General features: G+C 70.1%; 22 protein-coding genes and 1 tRNA gene. 10 read left to right on the forward strand and 13 right to left on the reverse strand.

The features are described from left to right. Positions 1 to 20 precede the first annotated feature (20 nt). The 3 genes from VGB75_14385 to VGB75_14395 form a co-directional block, all read right to left on the reverse strand. Positions 21 to 860, reverse strand: coding sequence for a carbohydrate ABC transporter permease (locus tag VGB75_14385; GenBank protein ID HEY0168227.1), 840 nt, complete (start codon positions 858 to 860; stop codon positions 21 to 23). After that, positions 857 to 1,690 (reverse strand): sugar ABC transporter permease, encoded by an 834-nt coding sequence (locus tag VGB75_14390; GenBank protein ID HEY0168228.1) that lies wholly within the window; start codon positions 1,688 to 1,690, stop codon positions 857 to 859. Before VGB75_14390 ends, VGB75_14385 begins: the two co-directional genes overlap by 4 nt. A 186-nt stretch (positions 1,691 to 1,876) precedes the next feature. Beyond that, positions 1,877 to 3,157: an extracellular solute-binding protein gene (locus VGB75_14395; GenBank protein HEY0168229.1), complete on the reverse strand. Its 1,281-nt coding sequence runs from the start codon at positions 3,155 to 3,157 to the stop codon at positions 1,877 to 1,879. Positions 3,158 to 3,439: 282 nt separating this feature from the next. Between VGB75_14395 and VGB75_14400 the strand changes: the two genes are divergently transcribed. From VGB75_14400 to rbsK, 3 genes are all read left to right on the forward strand, one after another. Continuing rightward, a complete protein-coding gene (locus VGB75_14400; GenBank protein ID HEY0168230.1) occupies positions 3,440 to 4,477 on the forward strand; it encodes a zinc-binding alcohol dehydrogenase in 1,038 nt (345 codons plus the stop codon). Next, positions 4,474 to 5,484: a Gfo/Idh/MocA family oxidoreductase gene (locus VGB75_14405; GenBank protein HEY0168231.1), complete on the forward strand. Its 1,011-nt coding sequence runs from the start codon at positions 4,474 to 4,476 to the stop codon at positions 5,482 to 5,484. Before VGB75_14400 ends, VGB75_14405 begins: the two co-directional genes overlap by 4 nt. 84 nt (positions 5,485 to 5,568) lie before the next feature. Then, positions 5,569 to 6,486 (forward strand): ribokinase, encoded by a 918-nt coding sequence (gene rbsK / locus VGB75_14410; GenBank protein HEY0168232.1) that lies wholly within the window; start codon positions 5,569 to 5,571, stop codon positions 6,484 to 6,486. Between the two features lie 108 nt (positions 6,487 to 6,594). On the opposite strand, the gene VGB75_14415 is transcribed toward rbsK, so the two are convergent. Beyond that, on the reverse strand, positions 6,595 to 7,500 hold the full coding sequence (locus VGB75_14415; GenBank protein ID HEY0168233.1) for a universal stress protein: 906 nt from the start codon (positions 7,498 to 7,500) through the stop codon (positions 6,595 to 6,597). Further along, positions 7,487 to 7,993: a universal stress protein gene (locus VGB75_14420; protein ID HEY0168234.1), complete on the reverse strand. Its 507-nt coding sequence runs from the start codon at positions 7,991 to 7,993 to the stop codon at positions 7,487 to 7,489. The genes VGB75_14415 and VGB75_14420 overlap by 14 nt, the downstream gene beginning before the upstream one ends. A 256-nt stretch (positions 7,994 to 8,249) precedes the next feature. Here VGB75_14420 and VGB75_14425 point away from each other — a divergent pair, with 256 nt between their 5' ends. Continuing rightward, positions 8,250 to 8,546 carry a hypothetical protein gene (locus tag VGB75_14425; protein ID HEY0168235.1) on the forward strand — a complete coding sequence of 99 codons (297 nt, stop codon included), beginning with the start codon at positions 8,250 to 8,252 and terminating at the stop codon, positions 8,544 to 8,546. Between the two features lie 171 nt (positions 8,547 to 8,717). On the opposite strand, the gene VGB75_14430 is transcribed toward VGB75_14425, so the two are convergent. Then, positions 8,718 to 8,802: transfer RNA gene (locus VGB75_14430), tRNA-Leu, on the reverse strand. 67 nt (positions 8,803 to 8,869) lie between these two features. Here VGB75_14430 and VGB75_14435 point away from each other — a divergent pair. Then, positions 8,870 to 10,192: a M20/M25/M40 family metallo-hydrolase gene (locus tag VGB75_14435; GenBank protein ID HEY0168236.1), complete on the forward strand. Its 1,323-nt coding sequence runs from the start codon at positions 8,870 to 8,872 to the stop codon at positions 10,190 to 10,192. A 71-nt stretch (positions 10,193 to 10,263) separates the two neighbouring features. Here the strand turns inward: VGB75_14435 and VGB75_14440 are convergent, their stop codons facing one another. The 7 genes from VGB75_14440 to VGB75_14470 all read right to left on the reverse strand — a co-directional run bounded on the left by VGB75_14440 (position 10,264) and on the right by VGB75_14470 (position 18,652). Next, positions 10,264 to 10,494: a DUF5703 family protein gene (locus VGB75_14440; GenBank protein HEY0168237.1), complete on the reverse strand. Its 231-nt coding sequence runs from the start codon at positions 10,492 to 10,494 to the stop codon at positions 10,264 to 10,266. Between the two features lie 45 nt (positions 10,495 to 10,539). Continuing rightward, positions 10,540 to 11,919 carry an ABC transporter substrate-binding protein gene (locus tag VGB75_14445; GenBank protein ID HEY0168238.1) on the reverse strand — a complete coding sequence of 460 codons (1,380 nt, stop codon included), beginning with the start codon at positions 11,917 to 11,919 and terminating at the stop codon, positions 10,540 to 10,542. Positions 11,920 to 11,978: 59 nt separating this feature from the next. Next, the gene (locus VGB75_14450; GenBank protein ID HEY0168239.1) at positions 11,979 to 12,866 is read right to left on the reverse strand and encodes a carbohydrate ABC transporter permease; all 888 of its coding nucleotides are present in this window, start codon (positions 12,864 to 12,866) and stop codon (positions 11,979 to 11,981) included. Then, positions 12,863 to 13,759, reverse strand: a complete 897-nt coding sequence (locus VGB75_14455; GenBank protein HEY0168240.1) for a sugar ABC transporter permease — start codon at positions 13,757 to 13,759, stop codon at positions 12,863 to 12,865. The genes VGB75_14450 and VGB75_14455 overlap by 4 nt, the downstream gene beginning before the upstream one ends. A 207-nt stretch (positions 13,760 to 13,966) precedes the next feature. After that, positions 13,967 to 15,550, reverse strand: coding sequence for a molybdopterin-dependent oxidoreductase (locus VGB75_14460; GenBank protein ID HEY0168241.1), 1,584 nt, complete (start codon positions 15,548 to 15,550; stop codon positions 13,967 to 13,969). 61 nt (positions 15,551 to 15,611) lie between these two features. Next, on the reverse strand, positions 15,612 to 17,633 hold the full coding sequence (locus VGB75_14465; GenBank protein HEY0168242.1) for an AAA family ATPase: 2,022 nt from the start codon (positions 17,631 to 17,633) through the stop codon (positions 15,612 to 15,614). 50 nt (positions 17,634 to 17,683) lie between these two features. Beyond that, a complete protein-coding gene (locus VGB75_14470; GenBank protein HEY0168243.1) occupies positions 17,684 to 18,652 on the reverse strand; it encodes an aldo/keto reductase in 969 nt (322 codons plus the stop codon). A 103-nt stretch (positions 18,653 to 18,755) separates the two neighbouring features. Between VGB75_14470 and VGB75_14475 the strand changes: the two genes are divergently transcribed. The 5 genes from VGB75_14475 to VGB75_14495 all read left to right on the forward strand — a co-directional run. Then, positions 18,756 to 19,805 carry an LLM class F420-dependent oxidoreductase gene (locus tag VGB75_14475; protein HEY0168244.1) on the forward strand — a complete coding sequence of 350 codons (1,050 nt, stop codon included), beginning with the start codon at positions 18,756 to 18,758 and terminating at the stop codon, positions 19,803 to 19,805. 46 nt (positions 19,806 to 19,851) lie between these two features. Further along, positions 19,852 to 20,694, forward strand: a complete 843-nt coding sequence (locus tag VGB75_14480) for an undecaprenyl-diphosphate phosphatase (protein ID HEY0168245.1) — start codon at positions 19,852 to 19,854, stop codon at positions 20,692 to 20,694. Positions 20,695 to 20,752: 58 nt separating this feature from the next. Then, positions 20,753 to 21,769, forward strand: a complete 1,017-nt coding sequence (locus tag VGB75_14485) for an MSMEG_4193 family putative phosphomutase (GenBank protein ID HEY0168246.1) — start codon at positions 20,753 to 20,755, stop codon at positions 21,767 to 21,769. Positions 21,770 to 21,779: 10 nt separating this feature from the next. Then, positions 21,780 to 22,352 (forward strand): DUF3090 family protein, encoded by a 573-nt coding sequence (locus tag VGB75_14490; protein HEY0168247.1) that lies wholly within the window; start codon positions 21,780 to 21,782, stop codon positions 22,350 to 22,352. Then, on the forward strand, positions 22,345 to 22,981 hold a 637-nt coding region (locus tag VGB75_14495), incomplete at its 3' end, for an SCO1664 family protein (protein HEY0168248.1). The genes VGB75_14490 and VGB75_14495, both read left to right, overlap by 8 nt.

Here is a 22,981-nt window from a genome sequence, read left to right on the forward strand (position 1 = left end):
TCGGCGTAGCGGTGCGGTGCTCAACCCTTTACCGCACCGGAGAGGAAGCCTTGCGTCACATGCTTCTGGAGAGCGACGTACAGCACCATGACGGGCAGAATCGTGATCAACGTCCCCGCCGCGAGTGGCCCGATGTCGACCGAACGCCCGCCGAGGAAGAGGTAGAGCCCTGTCGTGAGCGGGCGGTACTGCGCGGTCGGCAGGTAGAGCAGGGGGACCAGGAAGTTGTTCCAGTTCTGCAGAAACGTGAAGACCGTTAAGGCGCCGACGCCGGGCGTGACGAGGGGCAGCATCACCCGCACAAAGATCTGCAGCTCGGAAGCCCCGTCCAGACGCGCCGCTTGGTCGAGCTCATTGGGCAGGTCGAGGAAGAAGGCGCGCATGAAGAACGTGCCGAACGACAGCCCAGTGCTGGCAAGCACGAGATTCACCCCGAGCAGGGTGTCCAGCAGGCGCATCGACCGCAGCTGGAAGTACAGCGGGATCATGTAGGTGAAGAATGGGACCAGCAGCCCGAGAAGCACGAGGTAGAAGGCGATGCCCCGCCCACGGAAGGGCAGCCGTGCGAACGCGTAGCCGCCCATCGTCGAGAGCAAGACCACCAGGGCCGTGCTCGGCACGGTGAGCAGTAGCGAGTTCAGGGCGTACTTGCCGAAGTCTCCCACCGTCCAGGCCGTGACGAAGTTCTCGGTGGAAAAGGACGAGAACAGCCCGAAGGGGTTGAACTTGACGTCCCGGCTGGTCTTGAAAGCAGTGGAGACCGTCAGGACGAGCGGGAAGAGCACCAACAGCGAGATCGCGATGAGCAGCGCATGCTTGCCCGCGAGCCGCGACCTGCGCGCTGCCTGTCCAGGTCTCATGCGCCCATCCCCTGTAGTGAGAGCTTGCGCTGCAGCCTGTTCATCACGATCGCGAAGGGCACGGCCATCACGGTGATGATCAGCGCGAGTGTGGTCCCGTAGCTGATGCGGTTCAGCTGGAACGCGCTCTTGTAGGCGTAGGTCCCGAGTACGTCCGTGGCGCCAGCCGGGCCGCCGCCGGTCATGACGAAGATGATGTCGAAGACGCTGAAACCGCCGATCAGCGTGAGGGTCGCGACCATGATGAACACCGGCATGATCTGCGGCAGGATCACGTAGCGCAGCCGCTGCCCGGCGTTCGCGCCGTCGAGGCGAGAGGCGTCGACGAGGTCGGCGTTCACGTTGCGCAGGGCGGCCAGGATGATCACGAAGACGAATCCCATGGCAGCCCAGATCGCCGTGCCGAGGACGGCGTAGAGAGCGGTCGAGGGGTTGCCGAGCCAGCCGGTCGTCCACGAGCCGAGCCCGACTGCCTCCAGCACGCGGTTGAGCCATCCGCGCGAGGGTTCATAGATCCAGCTCCACACGACGCCGATCGCCACGGGTGGCAGCACGTACGGGAGGAAGAACGCCATGCGGTACCACACGCTCCCACGCTCGAGCTTCCACACCAGCAGGGCGAGCCCGAGCCCCAGGACGAGCGGAGCGATGGTCCCGACGACGATCCAGATCACGTTGTTCTTGAAAGCCGCCCACACGTCCGGGTCTGCTGCGAGCTCGGTGAAGTTCGAAAAGCCGACCCAGGGCGGGCTGGGGTCGAGACCGTCGAACTCGACGAACACGTAGTACACCGCGTTCATCATCGGAAACAGCAGGAAGACGGCCACCATCACCAGCAACGGCGTCACCAGGGCGATCCCCAGGCGCGCCTGAGCCTTGCGGGTGGCTGGCGGCGCCTCGGATCGAATCGCGGACCGCCGCCACCGCCGGCGTCGCATCCCAGGAGGAGGTGCGACGGCCGGCGCGCCGATGGGTGTTTGCGTGGTCACGTCGAGATCTCCCCCGTCGGCCCGACGTTACTTCTTCGCCGCCTTCTCCATCGCGGCCGCCGCTTCCTCCGGCGTGCGCTGACCGGTCATCACGCCCTGCATGCCGTCGTACATCGCCTTGTTGACGGCGTCGCTCACCATCACGTCGATGTTGTGGCCGAAGTCCCCGCCTTCGGAGAACTTCGCGGTGTCCTGCAACACCTGGGCGGACAACGGGGAGATCTTCAGCCCCTCGGTCTTAATCGGCTGAGCGGGGATCGTGTGGAGGTTCTCGACCGTCCACCGGCCGTGCTCTTCGGAGGCGAGGAAGTTCAGGAACTGGATCGCCGCGTCCTTCTTCTTGGTCGTCGCCGAGATGAACGGGCCCGAACCCAGACCGCCGGTGAAGATTCCCGGGCCGTCGGGCGCGGGGAAGGGGATGTAGCCGCTCTCGAACTTGGCGTCGTCGTCGATCTCACCGACCAGCCAGCTGCCGGTCGGAATCATCGCGGCCTTGCCGGAGAAGTACAGCGACGTGGAGTTGTCGTAGTCAACGGAGGTCGGCGACTTCGGCAGCAGGCCCTTGTCGTTGAAGTCCTTCCACAGCCGGAACGCCGACACGACCTCGGGCGAGTTCCACGACTTCTCGCCGCTGAACATCGACTCCACGGCGTCGGACCCGATGTCACTGGCCAGCGCCATGCTCAGCAGGTGACCGCCCTCCCAGCCCTCCTTGTCGCCGACCGCCAGGGGAACCATGCCGTTCGCGCGCACCTTCTCAGCCGCCGCACGCAGGTCGTCCAGGCTCTTCGGCTCCTGGATACCGAGCTTTGTGAAGACGTCCTTGTTGTAGAACAGCCCGATGGTCTCCATCTCGCCAGGGATGCCGTACACCTTGCCGTCCACGGTCACCTGCTCCTTGGCGAAGTCGAAGATCTTCCACCCGTGCTTGTCGTAGGCCTCGGTGATGTCGGCGACGAGCCCGGCTTTGATCAGCGCGCCGCCGAAGCTGGGGCCCGAGCCCCAGTTGAAGACGTCGGGCCCTTCGCCCGAGCGCAGCTGCGTCTGCAGCACGGTCCGCATCGTGTCGAACGGCAGGGTGGACGTCTCGACCTTGATCCCGGACTGCTTCTCAAAGGTCGCGACGTGGTCCTTCAGCGCCTTGAGCGCGGCCGCGTCCTCGGGCTCCTCGATCAGCCAGCGGATCGACGTCGCCTTGCCCGCTGACGCGTCTGACTTGTCCTGATTCGGTTCGATCGTCTGGCCGGTGCAGGCCGTGAGGAGCACACACGCGGCCGCGGCCACGATGTTGGACGGTGACAGACGCATGGCCGGTTCCTTCGCTCGCGGGGCGCACGTGCTGGCCACGTGACGCGCTCACTTTAGACATGAGTGTCAATACATGGGACGGAGGCGCGACGGGAACTGACTCTGGCTCGCCGCGACGGCCGCGCCCTGTCCCACTCGGTGAAGTCCTACTCGGGCATGATGACAGATCATGACGGTGACGACGACCCACGACACATCGGCCGTGGCGCTGACCGGAGATTCGACGTCGGTCGCGGTCGACGTCGCCACCGACTCGCGGAGGTAGTGAGAACCATGGCGCGGATGGTTCGGTTTCCGGCGCCGGGCAAGGCCGAGGTCGTCGAGTTCGCCGACCCCGAGCCCGGTCCCGGCGAGGTGCTGCTTGAGACGACCTATTCCGGCATCTCGGCCGGCACTGAGCTCACCGCCTACCGCGGCAGCAATCCCTATCTCGAAAAGCTTTGGGATGCCGAACGGCTGCTCTTCGTGCCGGGGGACTCCTCGCTGGCCTACCCCGTCGACGGCTGGGGCTACGAGGAGGTCGGCCGGGTCGTCGCCGTCGGGTCCGACGGTGACGCCGATCTGGTCGGGCGCTGGGTGTGGGGGGCGTGGGGCCACCGGTCACTGGCGGTGCGCTCGGCCGAGCACGCGCGTGCGCGGCTGCTGCCGGGGGACTCGGAGCCGATCGCAGCGGTCTTCGCCAAGATCGGCGCGATCGCGATGAACGCCGTTCTCGATGCCGACATCCACGTCGGCGAGACGGTCGTGGTGTTCGGCGCCGGCGTTCCCGGCCAGATCGTCGCCCAGCTCTCCCGGCTCAACGGCGCTCGCGTGACAGTAGTCGACCCCGTGGCGTCGCGCCGAACGCTTGCCGACCGGCTCGGCGCCGCTGCGACGCTCGACCCGCGCAGCGACGACGTGGCAGCCGTGGTGCGAGCGGCTACCGGCAACCGCGGCGCGGACGTCGTCATCGAGATGAGCGGGAGCCACGAGGCGCTCAGCGAGGCCATCCGCACGGTCGGCTACAGCTCCCGCGTGGTGGCGTCGGGGTTCTTCCAAGGGCCCGCGACGGCGCTGCGCCTCGGCGAGGAGTTCCATCACAACCGAGTGAACATCGTCGGTTCGCAGATCTACGGCGTCGCGCCGCACCTGCGACACCGGTGGGACGAGCTGCGGATGTCGAGGACAGTCCTGACTCTGGAAGGCGCAGGGGACTTGAAGCTGACCGAGCTCGTGTCGCATGTCGTGCCAGACAGTGACGCGCCCGCCGCGTTCGAGCTGCTCGACTCCGCACCGCAGGACGCGCTGCAGATAGTGCTCGACTACGGCGCGTCGTCGTGACGCCACCGCAACCGGCGCCGGTGTCCGACGGCAGCATCCGGTGGGGGATCCTGGCCACCGGCGGCATCGCTCGGGCGTTCACCCGCGATCTGCTAGCGCACGGCCATCGCGTCACGGCTGTCGGCTCGCGGTCCGCCGACAGCGCCACCGCTTTCGCCGGCGAGTTCGGCATCGACCGCGCGCACCCGTCATACGAGGACCTCGTAGGCGACCCCGACGTCGACGTCGTGTACGTCGCGACGCCGCACAATCTCCACGCCGCCAACGCGCTCGCCGCGCTCGAGGCCGGCAAGCACGTGCTGGTGGAGAAAGCGTTCGCCGTCAACGCCCGCGAGGCACGCAGTGTCGTCGAAGCCGCCCGCGGCCACGGGCTCCTGGTTATGGAAGCCATGTGGACGCGTTTCCTGCCGCACATGGCGTTCGTGCGGTCGGTCATCGGCAGCGGTCGACTGGGGGAGGTTCACTCCCTGCACGCCGACCACACCCAGCGGCTGCCGGCCGATCCCGCGCACCGGCTGAACAACCCGCACCTCGCCGGCGGCGCGCTGTTGGACCTCGGCGTCTACCCGTTGTCCTTCGCCCACGACATACTCGGCCCGCCCGTCGAGGTCACCGCTCGCGGCACGCTGAAGGAGACGGGTGTCGACGCGTCGGTCGCGACCGTCCTGCGCCACGAGGGCTCCGCGCTCTCCACGTCGTACTCCTCGAGCCAGACGCTCGGGCCCAACACCGCGGTGGTGCTCGGCGCCGAGGGGCGCATCGACATAGACGCGATCTGGTACGCGCCGGCAGCGGTGACGGTGCGCGATGCCGATGGCGAGGTCGTGGAGCGATTCGAGCAACCGGTCAGCGGCCGGGGGATGCAGTACCAGGCGGCGGAAGTCGAGCGACTGCTGTCATCGGGGCAGACAGCCAGCCCGCTCATGACGCCGGAGGACTCGGTGGCGGTGATGGCGACCATGGACGCCGTGCGCGCCGCGATCGGCGTCCGCTACCCCGGCGAGTAGCACGCAGGCTGAGAGCGTGACCGGCAGCAAGTGCGCGACGTAGCGCGTGATGGCGCGCTGGTGGAGAGTGTTGTGAGGAGCAGGATGTCGTCAGCTGGCGGTGCGCTCGGCCGAGTCGCGGTGATCGGCTCGGCGAACTTCGACCTGGTGCTGGGGGTCGCGCATCGCCCGGCGCCCGGCGAGACGGTTCTGGCCGCGTCGACGGAGAGTCACCCTGGCGGCAAGGGCGCGAACCAAGCCGTCGCCGCGGCGCGGCTCGGCGCGAGCGTCAGCTTCATCGGGTGCGTCGGAGGCGACAGCTTCGGCGACGTCGTGACCGCCTCCCTCGTCCGCAGCGGCGTCGACGTGTCCGGCGTGCGCAGGGTCGCCGCACCGACGGCTACTGCCGTCATCCTGCTCACCCCGGACGGCGAGAACTCCATCGTCGTCTCGGCCGGCGCGAATGCCTGGGCGACCACCGCGCTCGTCGACGAGGTCTCGGACGTGTGGTCCGGCGCGGCGGTGCTCGTGCTGCAACTCGAGCTCCCCGTGGAGACCGTCGCGTACGCCGCCTCGGCGGCCCTCGCTCGGGGTGTGCGGGTCATCCTCAACGCCGCGCCCGCTGCGGCCCTGCCTGCAGAGGTCCTTGCCGCGGCCGACCCGCTCGTCGTCAACGAGAACGAAGCCGCGACACTCCTGGGCGGCTACCCGGCTGAGCGTGATGGCGCCGAGGTCGCTGCCGAGCTGCTGAGCCTGGGTGCGCGGTCGGTCGTGCTCACCCTCGGCGCGCGCGGCGCGGTGCTCGCCGAGGCGGGCGGCCTGCCCGAGCACGTCTGCGGGCGTGCCGTGCCGGTCGTGGACACGACGGGCGCGGGGGACGCCTTCGTCGGCGCTCTGGCCGACCGGATCGCCCACGGTGACGCGCTGTCGGACGCTGTGCGGTTCGCCAACGACGCGGCAGCGTTCTCCGTGGGGCGCCGCGGCACCCAGGACTCATACCCGCGACGCGAGGACCTCGCATGAGCGACACCATCGCGGGTGTGCCGCTCGGCCCTGGCCTGCTCGGCTCAGGGGCAGTGGCGTTGCGATACGAGCCGAGAAGGTAGCCATCGGGCTTGAGAGCCTGCTCCCTCAGCTGACCGGCTGCGTGAGCTGGTCCAGTCGCTCATAGGCCAACCATGCCTGCGAGGCCGATGACGGGATGAGCAGCGTCGGCGCCTGTCTCACCTGCAGCGCGATGTCCACCACCACGTCCAGGCCTGGCTCCGGCACGTCTGCGGCAGGACCGTTTGCCATGACGAGTAGGGGAGTGTCGGCTGCGTGCTGGTGCACAACCGAGCGAGCATCGCCGATCCGCAACTGGATGGACACGCCTACCGTGGGAAACCGGGGCGTCCAGGCGGATAGGAGCAGCTGCAGAGCCAGCTGTTCCTCGGCTTCGGCACTGGCGAGGCCGGCCCTGGATCGCGGCTGCCATGCTCGCAGTGCGATCAGCCCGCTACGCCGCTCAGCTGCCGCCTCGAACCCGGCTTCAAGCGCTGCTTCGTCGTTGGGCAGGTCTCGCAGCATGACCGTCACCGGCGCGTGCTCCGGCCCGACCGGTGGCGGTTGATCGCCGATGACCAGCACCGGGCATCGTGAACGCCACGCCAACTGGCGCAGAGCAGAGCGGCTGCCGGATCGGTGTGGTGAGCCGACCACGACGAGGTCCGCCTCGCTGGCTGCGGCAGGAAGCGCACGGGTCGAGGGACACCGTGAGATCTCGGCGTCGACCGTGAGGTCGGGTCGCTTCCTGCGCAGTGCCAATGCGGCGTAGGCGGCGTGGCGGGCCGAGGCCGCGTAGAGCAGGTCGTCGTCATCGATGGGCAGTTGCCAGTCCACGGCGGCGTAGGGCAAGGAGTCATAGGCGTGCACGAGATGCACGACGTCTCCACGATGGGCCACCACCGCGACCCAATCCAAGAGCTGCATCGCGCCCTGGTCGCCGATCCCGACGGTTATCGTTCGTCTCTGCCGTGTCATGTCACTCGTCCGCATCGCTAGGTCGTGCCGGACGTGAGGGTGGCGAAGTCACGCCGTGAATGACGAGGACGGGGCAGCTGGCATGCTCGGCGCAGGCGGTGCTGACCGACCCGAGCAGGAGGCCGGCGAAGCCGCCATGGCCACGACTACCGACCACCAGCGTCTGAGCCCCGTTGCTGATGTCGATCAGCGCAGGCGCCGCGCCACCACCTTCACGCACCGTCAGGACCAGGCCCTCAGGCTTGGTCGGACCGAACACCTCGTCCACTGCGCTGGTCAGCACTCGGAGAGCCTCCTCCGCGGGATTCCAGTCCGAGGGAACCGCTGCCCAGCCCATGGTGCCCCAGTTGTAGGCCGAAACCGGTTGCCAGACCATGACCGCTTCCAAGGTGCTGCCGGTCGCTTCGGCCATGAACCTTGCCCAACGCAACGCCTCCTGCGAAGGCTTGGAGCCGTCTACCCCGACAACGACCCGGTTACTCTCCCGCAGGCTCTGTTCAACGCTCATCGATCTCTCCCTTTGTCATGGTCAGTCCAGGCGTGCCCCGGCCCGGTGTGGGTCAGCCGGCGGCAGGTTCACGTGCAGCCCATTCGGGTATGAGTCAACGCCGAACGCCATCGCAGAAGCAGGGCCGAACGTCCCCATCGTCACGGTGAGAGCGTCGGAGGCAGGTCGAGAGGCACGTGGAGGAGCGGACAAAGCACACCCAACCCGTGGGTGTCGCCCGGCTGAGAAGGCGGCTGTCCTGCGATAGCCTCCGTCCGTGGATGGAGCGACCGTCAGCCAGGCGGTTGCCCTGTGGCTGGGCTGGAAGCAGACGTCGTGGCCGCAGCCGGATGAGCAGCGCGTCGTTGGACGGCTCGGCGCAGATGAGGCAGCCGCCGTCATGCCGCTGGTCTTGGCTTGGCACCGCGACTTCTACGAGTCGGACCCCTTCTCGGCGGGAAGCCTCGTCGAGATGGGTGACCAGGCATCCGCTCGCTTTCGAGCACTCCACCCCGAGGCGACCGACGAGGCAGTGCACGCCCTGGCGTGGGCATTCACGTGGGACTACAAGTGAGAGCTGTGCTCTGGGCAGCGCATGGGGCCAGGCTTGCGTGGACTCGCCGCTCATCGTCCATTCGCCGCGCTGCCAGCGGACACAGCCCAGACAAATGCTCGCGAGAGCACGACAAAGGGCCTGCCACCGCCCTTACGGGGGTAGCAGGCCCTAAGGCTGTCTCAACCAGCGTGTCCGAGGGGGGACTTGAACCCCCACGCCCGTTAAAGGGCACTAGCACCTCAAGCTAGCGCGTCTGCCATTCCGCCACTCGGACGAGTGTTGAAGCAGGCCGAAGTCTAGCCGACCTCGATTCGCGCGGAGCGCACTGGTAGGAACTACTCATGACCTCCGCAACTGGGCAGGGCCCGTCGAGCACCGTGACCGCCGCCGACGAGGTGGCGACGCTGTTGTCCGAACTCATCCGGATCAACACCTCCAACCCCACGCACCCCGAACGGCCGGCGGCGGAGTGGGTGGCCCAGAAGCTGGACGAGGTCGGCATCTCCTCGACCATCATCGAGGCCGCGCCCGGCCGCGCCTCGACGATCGCCCGGATCACCGGGACCAACCCCGACCGGCCGCCGCTGCTGATCCACGGCCACCTCGACGTCGTTCCGGCCGAGGCCTCGGAGTGGTCGGTCGACCCGTTCGGCGGCGAGATCAAGGATGACTACGTCTGGGGCCGCGGCGCGGTGGACATGAAGGACATGGACGCCATGACCCTGGCGGTGATCCGCGAGTGGACCCGGACCGGTGTGCGGCCCCCGCGCGACATCGTGCTGGCCTTCCTCTCCGACGAGGAGGCCGGCAGCAGGCAGGGCGCGCACTGGCTGGTCGACCACCACCCCGACTACTTCGCCGACTGCACCGAGGCGATCAGCGAGGTCGGCGGCTTCTCGGTCACCGTGGCAGACGATCTGCGCATCTACCCGGTGCAGACCGCGGAGAAGGGCATCGGTTGGTTGAAGCTGCGCGCCGAGGGCCCCGCCGGGCACGGCTCGATGGTCCACGACCACAACGCGGTCACCGAGCTGGCCAAGGCGGTCAGCCGGATCGGTCAGCACCAGTTCCCGATCCACGTCACCCCGACCGTCCGGAGGTTCCTGGAGACGCTCGCCGAGGTCACCGGCCTGCCGCTGGACCCCGATGACCCGGAGCCCTCGCTCAAGCAGCTCGGCGGGCTGGCGCGCATGATCGGGGCCAGCCTGCGCAACACCGCCAACCCGACCATGCTGGAAGCCGGCTACAAGGCCAACGTGATCCCGTCCCACGCCGAGGCCGTCATCGACACCCGGTTCCTGCCCGGCTACGAGTCCGAGATGTACGACACCATCGACGAGCTGATCGGCGAGCACGTCAGCCGGGAGTTCATCGCCCACGACATCGCGGTGGAGACCGACTTCGACGGCGCGGTGGTGGACGCGATGGCCGCCGCGCTCAGGGCCGAGGACCCCAGCGGCGTGCCGCTGCCCTACATGATGTCCGGCGGCACCGACGCCAAGTCCTTCTCGCTGCTCGGCATCCGCAACTACGGGTTCTCACCGCTGCTGCTGCCGGCCGAGCTGGACTTCACCGCGCTGTTCCACGGCGTCGACGAGCGGGTGCCGATCAGCGCGCTGCAATTCGGCACGCGGGTGCTGGACCGGTTCCTGCGCAGCTGCTGAGGGGCCGCGCCGGGCTGACCGCGCCTCGGCTAAGAGACGCTGAAGGCCCGCCAGCTCATGCTGGCGGGCCTTCAGTCGCTGAGGCCTGGCATCGGCACCGGCTCGACCGCCCGGCGCTTGCGCCTGAGCAGGATCTGACGGGTGCCGTCGGAGTACTTGCGCACACGGGCGAGCTCCCAGCCGCCGTACTCGGCGTGCAATGCGAGCCGCACCGCTGCGTTCACCCTCGTGACATCCGAGGGGATCCGCAGCGGTGCGTACTCCCAGTCTGGGTCAGCGTCCGCCATGGTCTGGGTCGGCATGGCTCAATTGTGCCCCCTGCCGAGCCGCCCAGCGCCTAGCGAGGGCTACTTGACCGCCGAGTTGTACTTCTCGATCAGCGCCTTGGCCTGGCTGGCAGCCTCGTCCAGGGCCGCCTTCGGGTCCTTGTCCGAGGTCAGCACCGACTCCATGGCGACCTCGACCAGGGCCCGGACCTGCGGCAGGACGCCCAGCAGGCAGCCCTGGGTCGGCACGCCCTCAGGAGTCGCGGCCAACTGGTCGATCGCGGTCTTGAACTGCGGCTTCTCGGCCACCCACTTCTTGTCGATCTCCTCGTTCAGAGCCGACTTGGTGATCGGGAAGTAACCGGTCGCGGTGTGCCAGTACGCGGCGTTGGCGGGCTTGAGCACGAACTGGCCGAACTCCCAGGACGCGCGCTGCTCGGCGGCCGAGTGGCCCTCCTTGCCGATCCACAGCGACGCGCCGCCGATGATCGGCCCGCCGGTGTCAGAGGCCTGCGTCTTCGGGAACGGCGCGGTGGCCACCTCGAACTTGCCGGCAGCCGCCTTGACGTAGCCGCCGAGCGCGCCGGTGGACTCAAGGTGCATCGCGACCGTGCCGGACTTGAACGCCGCCTGCGCGTCGTCGGTCTTGCGGCCGGTGTTGGTGGCCAGGCCGTCGTCGACCATGCCCTTCCACCAGGTCAGCACCTTCACCTGCGCCGGGTCGTCGAAGGTGACCGCGGTGGCCCGGGTGGTGCGGCCGTTGTCGTTGTTGCAGTAGGTCTTGCCCGCCTGGGCGGTGAGCTGCTCGAAGAACCAGCCGTAGATCGCCGCGCCGAAGCCGAACTTCGCCGCTCCGCTGGCCTTGATCTTCTCGGCGGCGGTGCGGATGTCGTCCAGGTTCGTCGGCGGCTTGGCCGGGTCCAGGCCGGCCTTGGTGAACGCGGTCTTGTTGATGTAGAGAAGCGGCATCGAGGAGTTGAACGGCATGCTCTGCAGCTTGCCGCCGCGCGAGTAGTAGCCCTTGATCGCCGGCTGCACGTCGGCCATGTCGACCTTGTCGACGTCGGCGAAGGCCTGCGCCGGAATGGTCTGGCCCGAGTCGGCCATGAAGCCGGAGCCGACGTCATAGATCTGCACCAGGGACGGCGTCTGCTTGGCCTGCACCGCGGCCTTGTACTTGGTGATGGTGTCGTCGTAGCTGCCCTGGAAGGTGGGCTTGACCGTGATCTTGCCCGAGTGCTCGGCGTTGAACTTGGCCACCAGCGTGTTCAGCGCCTCGGCGTTGGCGCCCTTCATGGCGTGCCAGAACGACACCGTCACCGGGCCTGCGGACTTCAGGACGTCCGCGCCGGGGGCGGTGTCGGAGCCGCCGGGGGAGTCCGTGGACTCCGAGGAGCTGCCGCACCCCACCGTCAGCGTCAGCGCAAGCGCCACCGCCCCGGACGACAACGTCCTGCTCAAGCGATATCTCATCGTGTGCCTTTCGGATAAAGGTCGGGCTCGAAACGGTGGGACGGTCCTCAGCGGACCGCACCGGCGGTGAGCCCGCGAACCAGGAACCGCTGGCCGAAGGCGACCAGCAGGGCGGTGGGGATCAGCGCCATGCTGACTCCCGCCAGGATCAAACCGGGATTGGCCTGCTCGGCGTCGTTGAGCGACGACAGGCCGATCTGCAGGGTCTGCATCTTCGGGGAGTCGGTGATCAGCAACGGCCAGAAGAACTGGTTCCAGGCCGAGAGGAACACGAAGATGGCGACGCTGGCCAGCGCCGGGCGCGACAGCGGTAACAGGATCTGCAGCAGGAACCGGGTGTGGCCGGCGCCGTCCAGGGTCGCGGCGTCGCGCAGCTCGATCGGAAAGCTGCGAAAGGCCTGCCGCAGCAGGAAGGTGCCGAAGCCGCCGGCCAGGAACGGCAGCATCAGCGCCAGGTAGCTGTTGCGCAGCTGGTGCTCGGCCATGAACAGGTAGTTCGGGATGATGATCGCTTCCCACGGCACCATCAGGGTCAGCATGAACAGCGCGAAGAGCGCCCGCTTGAACGGAACCGCCAGGAAGACGAAGGCGTAGGCCGACAGCACCGCGCAGACCAGCTGGGCGACGGTGATGGTCAGCGCCACCAGGGTGGAGTTGAAGTACTGGCGCCCCAGCGGAATGGCGGAGAAGACGTCGCGGTAGTTGGCGAAGGTCAGGCTGTGCGGGAACAGCGACGGGGGCGAGGCGGCGATGTCGCCGGGTCCCATCACGCTGCCGACTACGGTGTAATAGACCGGGAACAACACCGTCACCGCCAGCAGGGCGAGGGCGATGATCCGGCCCAGCCGGCCTGCGGACCACTTACGCCGGGGTCGGGCGGCGGCGGGCCGGTCAGCGGCTCGCGTCGCCGGCCGCCCCTCGGTTGCGACGCTCATCGGTAGAACACCTTCCGTTCGAGCACCCCGAACTGGATCACGGTGACGACGATGACGACCGCCAGCAGCACGATGGCCTGCGCCGAGCCGGTGCCGTAGTCAGAGGCGCCGTTGGCGAAGGCGGTGTGGTAGATCCAGTAGACGAGTGTGGTGGTGTGCCCGGTCGGACCGCCCTTGGTCAACAGGTGGATCTGGCCGAAGCTCTGCAGCGCGTGGATGGTGTCGACGACGATCAGGAAGAACAGCGTCGGCGTGATCATCGGCATCGTGATCGACCAGGCGATCCGCAACGTGCCGGCGCCGTCGAGCCTGGCTGCCTCGTACAACTGCTCGTCCACGCCGCCGATGCCGGCCAGCAGCACCAGCATGTTGTAACCCAGGCTCATCCAGATGGTGGTGATCGAGATGCTGAGCAAGGCGGTGCCCGGCCGGGTCAGCCAGTCCACCGGCGCGAAACCCAGTGACGTCACCAGGTAGTTCGCGATACCGATGGCCGGGTTGAACAGGGCCGCGAACACCACCGATGCGGCGGCCACCGAGTAGGCGAACGGCATCGCGAAGGCCGAGCGCATGATGCGAAGGCCACGGATCGGGTGCTGCAGCAGCAGGGCCAGCACCAGCGCCAGCAGGATGCTCGGAATCACCGTCAACAGCACGTAGCCGGCGGTGACACCGAGCACCCTGCCGAACTCCGGATCATCGAACACGGCCCGGAAGTTGGCCAGGCCCACTGAGCGGTTGGCGCGGCCGAACAGGTCCTGGCCGGTGGTGCTCAGTTGGAACGTCCTGACCAGCGGCCAGAACAGGAACAGCACGAACACCACCAGGGACGGCAGCAGCAGAGCCAGGCTCAGGACGCGTTCACGCCCCAGCTTGGGCTTGCTCGTGCTCACCGCTGTCGCCAAGCCGCCCCCTCAGTGGATCTTCAACCGGCCATGGCTGACCGCATCGCAACGCCGATCGCCTCGGCGAGAGGAAAAGCTCGCCGAAGCAGGATGTTCGGATGCTAACCCGGCTGGCGCCAAACCAAGCAAAGCAGGGCGGGTGACGGCCGGATTGAGATGAAATCCCCGCAGGTGGCGCTGCTTGGCGCAGTGGCGTCAGCGCACCCGGACGGTCACGGTGTGCAGCCCGGTCGCCCCCGAGGGAAACGGGTCGGCGTTCGCCTCGGTCTGCGGGTTGCCGTCCCGGTCGAAGGCGCGGACCCGCAACCGGTGCTGCCCGGCCGACTCCGGCGTCCAGAGGTAGACCCACTGGCGCCAGGTGTCGGCCGAGGGAACCGGGGCCAGCCTGGCCTGCCGCCAGGGGCCGTCATCGACCTGCAGCTCGACCCGGGAGACCCCGACGTGCTGGTCCCAGGCCACCCCGGCGACCGGCGTCGTCGACCCGACCGTGAGAACCCCCGGCGGCGCCGGCCGGTCGATCCGGGAGGCCAGCTTGATCGGGCCGCGGGCCGCCCAGCCGCCCCGCACCCAGTAGGCCTGGTCATCGGCGAAGGTGGTGGCACGCAGCTCGGTGATCCACTTGCAGGCCGAGACGTAGCCGTAGAGGCCCGGCACCACCATCCGGACCGGAAAACCGTGCTCGGGGGTCAGCGGCTCGCCGTTCATGCCCAGGGCCAGCATCGCGTCCCGGCCGTCCATCACCACCGCGGTCGGCGAGCCGATCGTCATGCCGTCGCTGGAATAGGCCAGCAGCTGATCGGCCCGCGGCGAGATGCCGGCCTCGCGGAGCAGGCCGGCCAGCGGCACGCCCCGAAAGGCGGCGTTGCCGACCAGGTCACCGCCCACCTCGTTGGAGACGCAGGCCAGCGTGATCCAGCGCTCCACCAGCGGCCTGGCCAGCAGGTCGGCGAAGCTGAGCGTGAGCGGCCGCTCGACCATGCCGGAGATGCGCAGCCGCCAGGTGTCGGGATTGAGCTGCGGCACCGTCAGCGCGGTGTCGATCCGGTAGAAGCGGGCCGTCGGCGTCTGGAACGGCAGCCCACTCTTGCCCAGGTCGAAGTTGTTCGCGCCCGCGGCGCCGCCGGCGGCCTGGGCCGAGGCCGAGGGCAGCGCACCGGGGCCCGACACCGGTTCGGGCAGCCGGATCGCCGCCCGGGCCGCCGCGGCGTCGTAGCGGCGGTGCTGCAGCGCCCGGCCGCCGAACCCGCCGAGCAGCGCCAGCCCGGCGCCGGCCAGCCCGCCCCACAGGAACCGCCGCCGGTCGGCCAGCAGCGCCCCTGGCGCCCGGGGCTCGAACGCGGTCCCGACGACGGCGCGCACGAGCCCGGCCAGCGCGGCCATCCCGGCCAGCGCGCCGAGGACCGAGGGCACGGCGTCGCTGGCGCGGGCGGCGTTGGCGGTCAGCGCGCAGTAGCCGCCCACCGCGCCGAGCAGCGCGACGCCGGCCAGCCCCAGCCGCAGCGAGCGCGTCGCCAGCCAGCCGGCCAGCACCGCCAGCACGCCCAGCGTCAGGTAGATCCCGCCCAGCAGGACCGCCTTGTCGGCAGTGCCGAACTGCCGGATCGCCCACCTCTTCACCGGCTCGGGCGTGAGCAGGATGAACCGGTTGCCCACCGCGATCACCGGTGAGGCGGCTGGCCGGAGCAGGGCGGCGACCAGTTCACCGACGCCGATCGCCACCCCGGCGGCCAGCAGGCCGACCGCCGCGTCGAGGCCGAGCCGGCGCAGGGGAGGGGTCATCGGTCCATCATGACCAGCCGCGCCAACCACGCCGTCGCCCAGCGTTGTCAGGCCTCACTGTTCAGCGCTCGGAGGCTGAGCGCAGGCTGGCCGCCAGCATGGTGCGGCGGGGTTTGGCGCCGATGTCGCGGACGGCGCGGACCAGCGCGGGGCCGCTGCCGTGCACCACCGACAGGTGCGCCCGGGCCCGGGTCAGGGCGGTGTAGACCAGCGGCCGCGACAGCATCCTGGAGGCCTCCGGCGGCAGCACCACGATCACGCCACGGAACTCCGAGCCCTGCGCCCGGTGCACCGTGATCGCCCAGCCATGGCTGATGTCGGCCAGCGCCTTGCCCGACACCTCGGCCAGCGCCGGCGACGTGGTGCCGAAGTCGATGGTGACGACCTTGTCGCGGACCGCGGTGACCGTGCCGACCTCGCCGTTGGCGAAACCCGTCGGGCTGGCCTCGAGGTGATTGGCGGTGGCCACCACCCGGTCGCCGGGGTCGAAGCGGTTGGCGCCCTTGCGAAAAGGCGAGGGGTTGAGCCGGGCCTTGAGGGCGGCATTGAGCTCGATGGTGCCGGCCGGGCCGCGGTGCACCGGGGTGACGACCTGGATCTGGTCGGCCTCGATGCCCAGCGCCCGCGGGATCGAGTCGGTCATCAACTGCACCACCCGGTGCGCGCAGTCGGCGGACCCGCGGGCCGGGACGATCACCACCTCGCGGTCGGGGGAGTCGACCGCGGGCAGCTGGCCGGCCCGCACCGCCGTGGCCAACCGGGCGATCGCGCCACCGGCTTCCTGGCGGTACAAGGTGGTCAGCTCCACCACCGGGACGGCCTGCGAGGCGATCAGGTCAGCCAGCACCTGACCCGGCCCGATCGAGGGCAACTGCGCCGAATCACCCACGATCATCAGGTGGGTGCCGTCGGCGCAGGCCCGCAGCAACGCCGCGGCCAACTCCACGTCCAGCATCGAGGCCTCGTCGACGACCACCAGGTCCTCATCCAGCGGCCAGTCCGCGCCCCGGGCGAACCCGGCGCTGAAATCGATCTCGCCGCTGTCGTTGGAGCGCGGCTGAACGCCCAGCATCCGGTGGATCGTCATCGCCTCGGCGTCACAGAGCTCGGCCAGCCGCTTGGCGGCCCGGCCGGTGGGCGCGGCCAGCGCCACCGACTTGCCCACCCGGCCGGCCTCGCGCACCACGGTGGCCACAGTCCGGCTCTTACCGGTGCCGGGGCCGCCGGTCAGCACGCTGACCCCGTGGGTCAGGGCGTTGAGGACCGCGCTGCGCTGCACGTCGTCCAGGCCGTCGGGGTCAGCCTTCTCAGCCCCGGCCTGCTTCGCGGCGGCGATCTCGCCGGCGCCTTTCTTGGACCGGCCGGCCTTCTTCGCCGGCCGAGTCAGCGGCGAGGCCGAGTCGACCAGCCGGCGGACCGACTCGGCGATCTGGGCCTCGGCCGCCGCGTACCGGGTCAGCGCGAGCATCGGCTCGGCGGCTGCCGGCGTGAAGTCGGCAGTCGCAGGGGCGGAGTCGGCAGTCGCAGGGGTGGAGTCAGCCTCGTCCACCGGCGGGCCGGTCACCGCCTGGACCGCCTCACCGGCGCAGGCGTCGGCGATCGCCCGGTCGGGGTCCGGAATCCGGTACAGCTCCAGGTCGTGGCGCACCTGCGACACCGGCCACACGGTGTGGCCCTCGCGCGAGGCCCGAGCCAACACGAAACCCACCAGCGCCCGGGACCGGCGCGGATCGGACAGCCCGACGCCTGCGATCGCAGCCCGGGCCAGCGCGTCGGCGTCGGGCACGTCCACCCCGGGCAGCTGCAGCAGGCGCCACGGGTCATCGCGCAACAGCCGGTGCGCCCCCGCGCCGAAGACCTCCACCGCCCGCCCGGCCAGCCTGACCGGCAGGTCCGCGGCCAGCAACAGCTGGACCACCTCGTAGGCCGGCTGAGCAGCCAGGTACGCCGAGAACAGCCGGCCGGCCCGGAGCCGGCCCACCCTGGGCAGCCGGCTCAGCGCCTCGACGCTGACATCGGCCGGGCTGCCGATGCCCGCCTGCGCGAGTTCGGCGGCCAGCGTGCTGCCCAGCCCCGGCCACAACCCGGCCGAGCAGAAAGCGGCGAACGCCTGATCGGCCGGGTCCGGTCCGGTCAGCGGACATCCTCGGGATAGCCCGACCAGGGCGCGGACACGTCGTCCAGGGCCAGTTGGATCTCCAGCGGCAGCTCGACGGCCAGCGACTGCACCGCCGCGGTCAGCTGGCCCAGGGTGCGGGCGCCGACGATCGCGGCCGCCACTCCGGGCCGGTTACGAAGCCACGACAGCGCGACCGTGATCGGCGAGGTCGCCAGCCCGTCAGCGGCGGTGGCCACCGCCTCGACGATGCCCACCTGGCGGCTGTCGGAGTAGCTGGCCAGGCTGCGGCCCTGCGCAGCGCCCCGGGAGTCCGAGGGCACCCCGTGCCGGTACTTGCCGGTCAGCACGCCGCCGCCCAGCGGCGAGTACGCCAGAATGCCCAGGCCCAGCTCGGCGCAGGCCGGCAGCACCTCGCGCTCGACCCCGCGCTCCAGCAGCGAGTAGCGCACCTGGTTGGAGACCAGCGGCGTCCGGCCGGGCACCGCGCGCTGCCACGTCGCGGCCTGCGCGGTACGCCAGCCGGGATAGTTCGACAGCCCCGCATAGCGCACCTTGCCGGAGCTGACCGCGGCGTCCAGCGCTGCCAGCGTCTCTTCGGCCGGCACGCTGTGGTCGACGGTGTGCACCTGCCACAAGTCCAGGTGATCGACGCCGAGGTTGGTCAGCGACTCCTCCAGCGCGTTCAGCAGCGCGCCGCGCGAGGTGTTCACCGACCGCTGGTCGCCGTCCCAGCTGAGGCCTGCCTTGGAGGCCAGCAGCAGTTCCGAGCGGGGCACCACGTCGGCGATCAGGGCGCCGAGGATGCGCTCGGAATCGCCCTGGGCGTAGGAGACCGCCGTGTCGACCAGGGTGCCGCCGGCGTCGTGGAAGGCGACCAGGATGGCCGCGGCCTCGTCCGGGTCGGTGCCGGCGCCCCAGGTCATGGTGCCCAGCCCCAGCCGGGACACCTTGAGGCCGCTCCGTCCCAGCGCGCGCAGTTCCACGGGGCAGAACCTAGTGCACCGGCCGGGCGTGAGGCGGGACGCGCCCCGCCGCCGCCTGCCCTACCGGCGGGTAGCCGCCGCCGGCTGTCGTATCGTGACCGACGTGAAACTCGGACTGAACCTCGGCTACTGGGGCATGGGTAACGATGCCGATAACCTGGCTCTGGCCCGGGAAGCCGATGTTCTCGGCTACTCCTGTGCCTGGGCGGCCGAGGCCTACGGCTCTGACGCCCCCACGGTGCTGGCCTGGGTCGGCGCGCAGACCGAGCAGATCGGGCTGGGCAGCTCGATCCTGCAGATCCCGGCCCGCAGCCCGGCGATGACCGCGATGACCGCGGCGACCCTGGACACCCTCTCCGGCGGCCGGTTCCGGCTGGGGCTCGGGGTGTCGGGCCCGCAGGTCTCCGAAGGCTGGCACGGCGTCCGGTTCTCCCAGCCGCTGGCCCGCACCCGGGAGTACGTCGACATCGTCAACCTGGCGCTGACCCGCAACCGGGTGCGCTACGAGGGCCAGCACTACACGTTGCCGCTGCCCGACGGCCCCGGCAAGGCGTTGCAACTCACCGTCCACCCGGTCCGCGAGCACATCCCCATCTACCTGGCCTCGGTCGGTCCCAAGAACCTCGAGCTGACCGGCGAGATCGCCGACGGCTGGCTGGCGATCTTCCTGTCCACCGACTACGTCGGCGAGCAGCTCGCGCTGATCTCAGCCGGGCGCGCCAAAGCCGGCAAGGACCTCGCCGGCTTCGACGTGGTGGCCAGCGTGCCGCTGTTGATCGGGGAGGACATCCGCGCGCTGGCGGAGCCGGTTCGGGGCTACGCCGCCCTCTACATCGGCGGCATGGGCAGCAAGGACGTCAACTTCTACAACCAGCTCGCCGTGCGGATGGGCTACCAGGCCGAGGCCGCTGAGATCCAGAGCCGGTTCCTGGCCCGGGAGTACGAGGCCGCCGCGGCCGCGGTGCCCTTCGAGTTCATCGACTCCACCTCGCTGCTGGGACCACCGACCAGGATCGCCGAGCGGATGGCCGAGTTCGCCGCCGCCGGCGTCACCACGCTCAACGTGATGCCCTACGGCGGCTCTCTGGAGGAGCGGCTGACGAGCCTGCGGACCGCCGCCGAGGCGCTGCGCGAGTCAGGGGCCGCGACGTGAGCGGCCACCGGGCCGGGCGGCTGTCGAGCAGCGATCCCGGCGCCCGATGAGCGACCAGGTGTCAGTGCTGCAGGCGGCGTTGTACGGCGTGGTGCAGGGTCTGACCGAGTTCCTGCCGATCTCATCCACAGCGCACCTGCGAATCCTGCAGGCCTGGATGAACCCCGACGTCGACCAGCCCGGTTTCACCGCCTTCACCGCCGTCATCCAGCTCGGCACGATGGCCGCGGTGGTCCTGTTCTTCTGGCGCGAGCTGCTGCACGTCTCGGTGGCCTGGCTGCGCGGCCTGTTCGACCAGCGGGTCCGCGGCACCCTGGAGTACCGGATGGGCTGGTACCTGATCCTGGCCACCATCCCGGTCGGCGTGTTCGGCCTGATCTTCTCCCACCAGATCGAGACCGGAGCCCGCAATCTCTGGCTGATCGCCAGCGCGCTGATCGTGCTGGCGCTGGTCCTGCTGGTCGCCGAGCGTCGCGGCGCCCAGAACCGCACGGAGGAGGACATCACCACCCGGGACGCCCTGGTGGTGGGCCTGGCCCAGTCCCTTGCCCTGGTCCCGGGCGTGTCCAGGTCCGGGGCGACCATCACCGCCGGCCTGTTCCAGGGCCTGGACCGGGTGACGGCGGCGAGGTTCTCGTTTCTGATGTCGGTGCCGGCAGTGGTCGCCTCCGGCCTGTTCGAGGCACGCCGCATCGGCGGGTCCGGCGCGCCCGGCATGGGGGTGACCGTGGTGGCCACGGTGATCTCGTTCGGGGTCGGCCTGGCGTCCATCGCCTGGCTGCTGCGATTCGTCTCCAGGCACTCGACCATGACGTTCATCGCCTACCGAGTGGCGCTGGGCGTGCTGTTGCTCGGGCTGCTCGCCGGCGGCGCCGTATCCGCGACCTAGCCCCTCAGCGACGTAGCCGTATCCGCGACCTACCCCCCAGCGACCTAAAGGGAGACCGATGCCCACCGTCCTGCTGCTCAGGCACGGCCTGACCGCGATGACCGGCCCGGTGCTGGCCGGTCGAACGCCGGCCGTGCACCTCGACGAGCGCGGCCTGGAGCAGGCGGCCGCGGTCGCCGACCGGCTGGCGGTGCTGCCGCTGACGACGGTGCTGACCAGCCCCCTGGAACGCTGCGCCGAGACCGCGCGGGCGGTCACCCGGGCGCAGAAGGCGGCCGGGCGGGCCGTGCCGCAGCGGTCGGACCGCCGGCTGCTCGAATGCGACTACGGCGACTGGACCGGTCGCAAGATCACCTCGCTGGTCAAGGACCCGCTCTGGCCGGTGGTGCAGGCGCACCCGTCCGGGGTCACCTTTCCCGGCGGCGAGTCGATGGCCGCGATGGCCGAGCGGGCAGTGCGCGCGGTGCGGGCAATCGATGCCTCGCTGGCCGCGGTCGTGACCAGCCCGCTGGAGCGCTGCGCCGAGACCGCCCGGGCCGTCACCCGCGCCCAGAAGGCAGCCGGCCGGACGGTGCCGCAGCGTTCGGACCGGCGGCTGCTGGAATGCGACTACGGGGACTGGACCGGCCGCCGGATCGACTCGCTGGCCAAGGACCCGCTGTGGCCGGTGGTGCAGTCACACCCGTCCGGGGTGCGGTTTCCCGGCGGCGAGTCGATGGCCGCGATGGCCGAGCGGGCGGTGCGCGCGGTACGCGACGTCGACGCCCGGCTCGCGGCCGGTCACGGCGACGACGCGCTCTGGGTGGCATGCAGCCACGGCGATGTGATCAAGGCGATCCTGGCCGACGCGCTGGGCCTGCACCTGGACCTGTTCCAGCGGCTGGTGGTGGATCCGTGCTCGGTGTCGGTGATCCGGTACACCGCCGGCCGGCCGTTCGTCCTGTGCATGAACGACACCACCGGCGAGCTCAGCCGGTTCGTGCCGCCACCGCCACCGAAGGCCGGTGCTCGCCGCCGTCGGGCCGCGTCCTCGGATGCGACCGTCGGCGGTGGTGCGGGCGCCGGCGCCGTCTAGGCTTATGGCAATGAGCCGCCAGTTCTTTTTCTTCGACCAGCCGCGACGTTTCATCGTCGGCACAGTCGGCCAACCCGGTGAACGGGTGTTCTACCTGCAGGCCGTCGATGACGGCCGGGTCGTCAGCGTGGCGCTGGAGAAGTCCCAGGTCCTGGTGCTGGCCGAGCGGCTGGAGCAATTGCTGCACGAGGTGGCCAGCCGCAGCGGGTTCGAGCTGCCCGAGGCGGTCGCGCCGGACACCAGGCCGTTGGACAGCCCGATCGACGAGGAGTTCCGGGTGGCGGCCATGGGACTGGCCTACGACACCGACTCGGGGTTGGTCATCATCGAGGCGCAGGCGCCGGCGGAGTCAGCCGAGGAGGCCGAGGCCAGCCTGCTGGAAGACACCGAGGACGGCCCCGACGCGCTACGGGTCCGGCTGGCCAAGCAGGCTGCGGTCGACTTCGTCGAGCGGGCCCGCCGGGTGATCGCGGCAGGCCGGCCGCCGTGCCCGCTGTGCAACGAGCCGTTGGACTCGGGTGGCCATGTCTGCCCGCGCAGCAACGGCTACCGGCGGCAGGCCCGGTTGGGATCGGGTGACTGAGCTCACTCCGCCGGTGGCCATGCCGGTGCTCGACGCTCTGGAGTTGCTCGAACGAGGCGAGATCACGGTCCAGGGTCGGATCACCACGGCCTCCAACGCCACCCTGTACTGCCGGGTCGAACTCGACGGCGTCGCGGCGGCGTGCGTGTACAAGCCGGTGGCGGGGGAGCGCCCGCTGTGGGACTTCCCCGACGGGACGCTGGCGGGGCGCGAGGTCGCGGCCTACGCCGTGTCGCAGGCGATCGGCTGGGACGTCGTACCCCCGACCGTGCTGCGGGGGGACGGACCCGCGGGTCCTGGCATGGTGCAGGCGTGGCGCGAGCCCCACACCGGCCAGGACCCCGTCGACCTGGTGCCGGCGCGGGCGGTGCCGGAGGGCTACCTGCACGTGGTCGACGCCTACGACGGAGCCGACCGGCCGGTGGCGCTGGTGCACGAGGACAGCGACGCGCTGCGCCGGATGGCCGTCTTCGACGCGGTCGTCAACAACGCCGACCGCAAGGGCGGCCACGTGCTCGCGATGGCCGACGGCCACCGCTACGGCGTCGACCACGGGGTCTCCTTCCACGTCGAGGACAAGCTCCGCACGGTGCTCTGGGGCTGGGCCGGCGATCGGATGAAGTCCGAGG

Origin of the sequence: Jatrophihabitans sp. (assembly GCA_036399055.1) — a bacterium.
In the GTDB taxonomy this organism is placed as follows: Bacteria; Actinomycetota; Actinomycetes; order Mycobacteriales; family Jatrophihabitantaceae; genus Jatrophihabitans_A.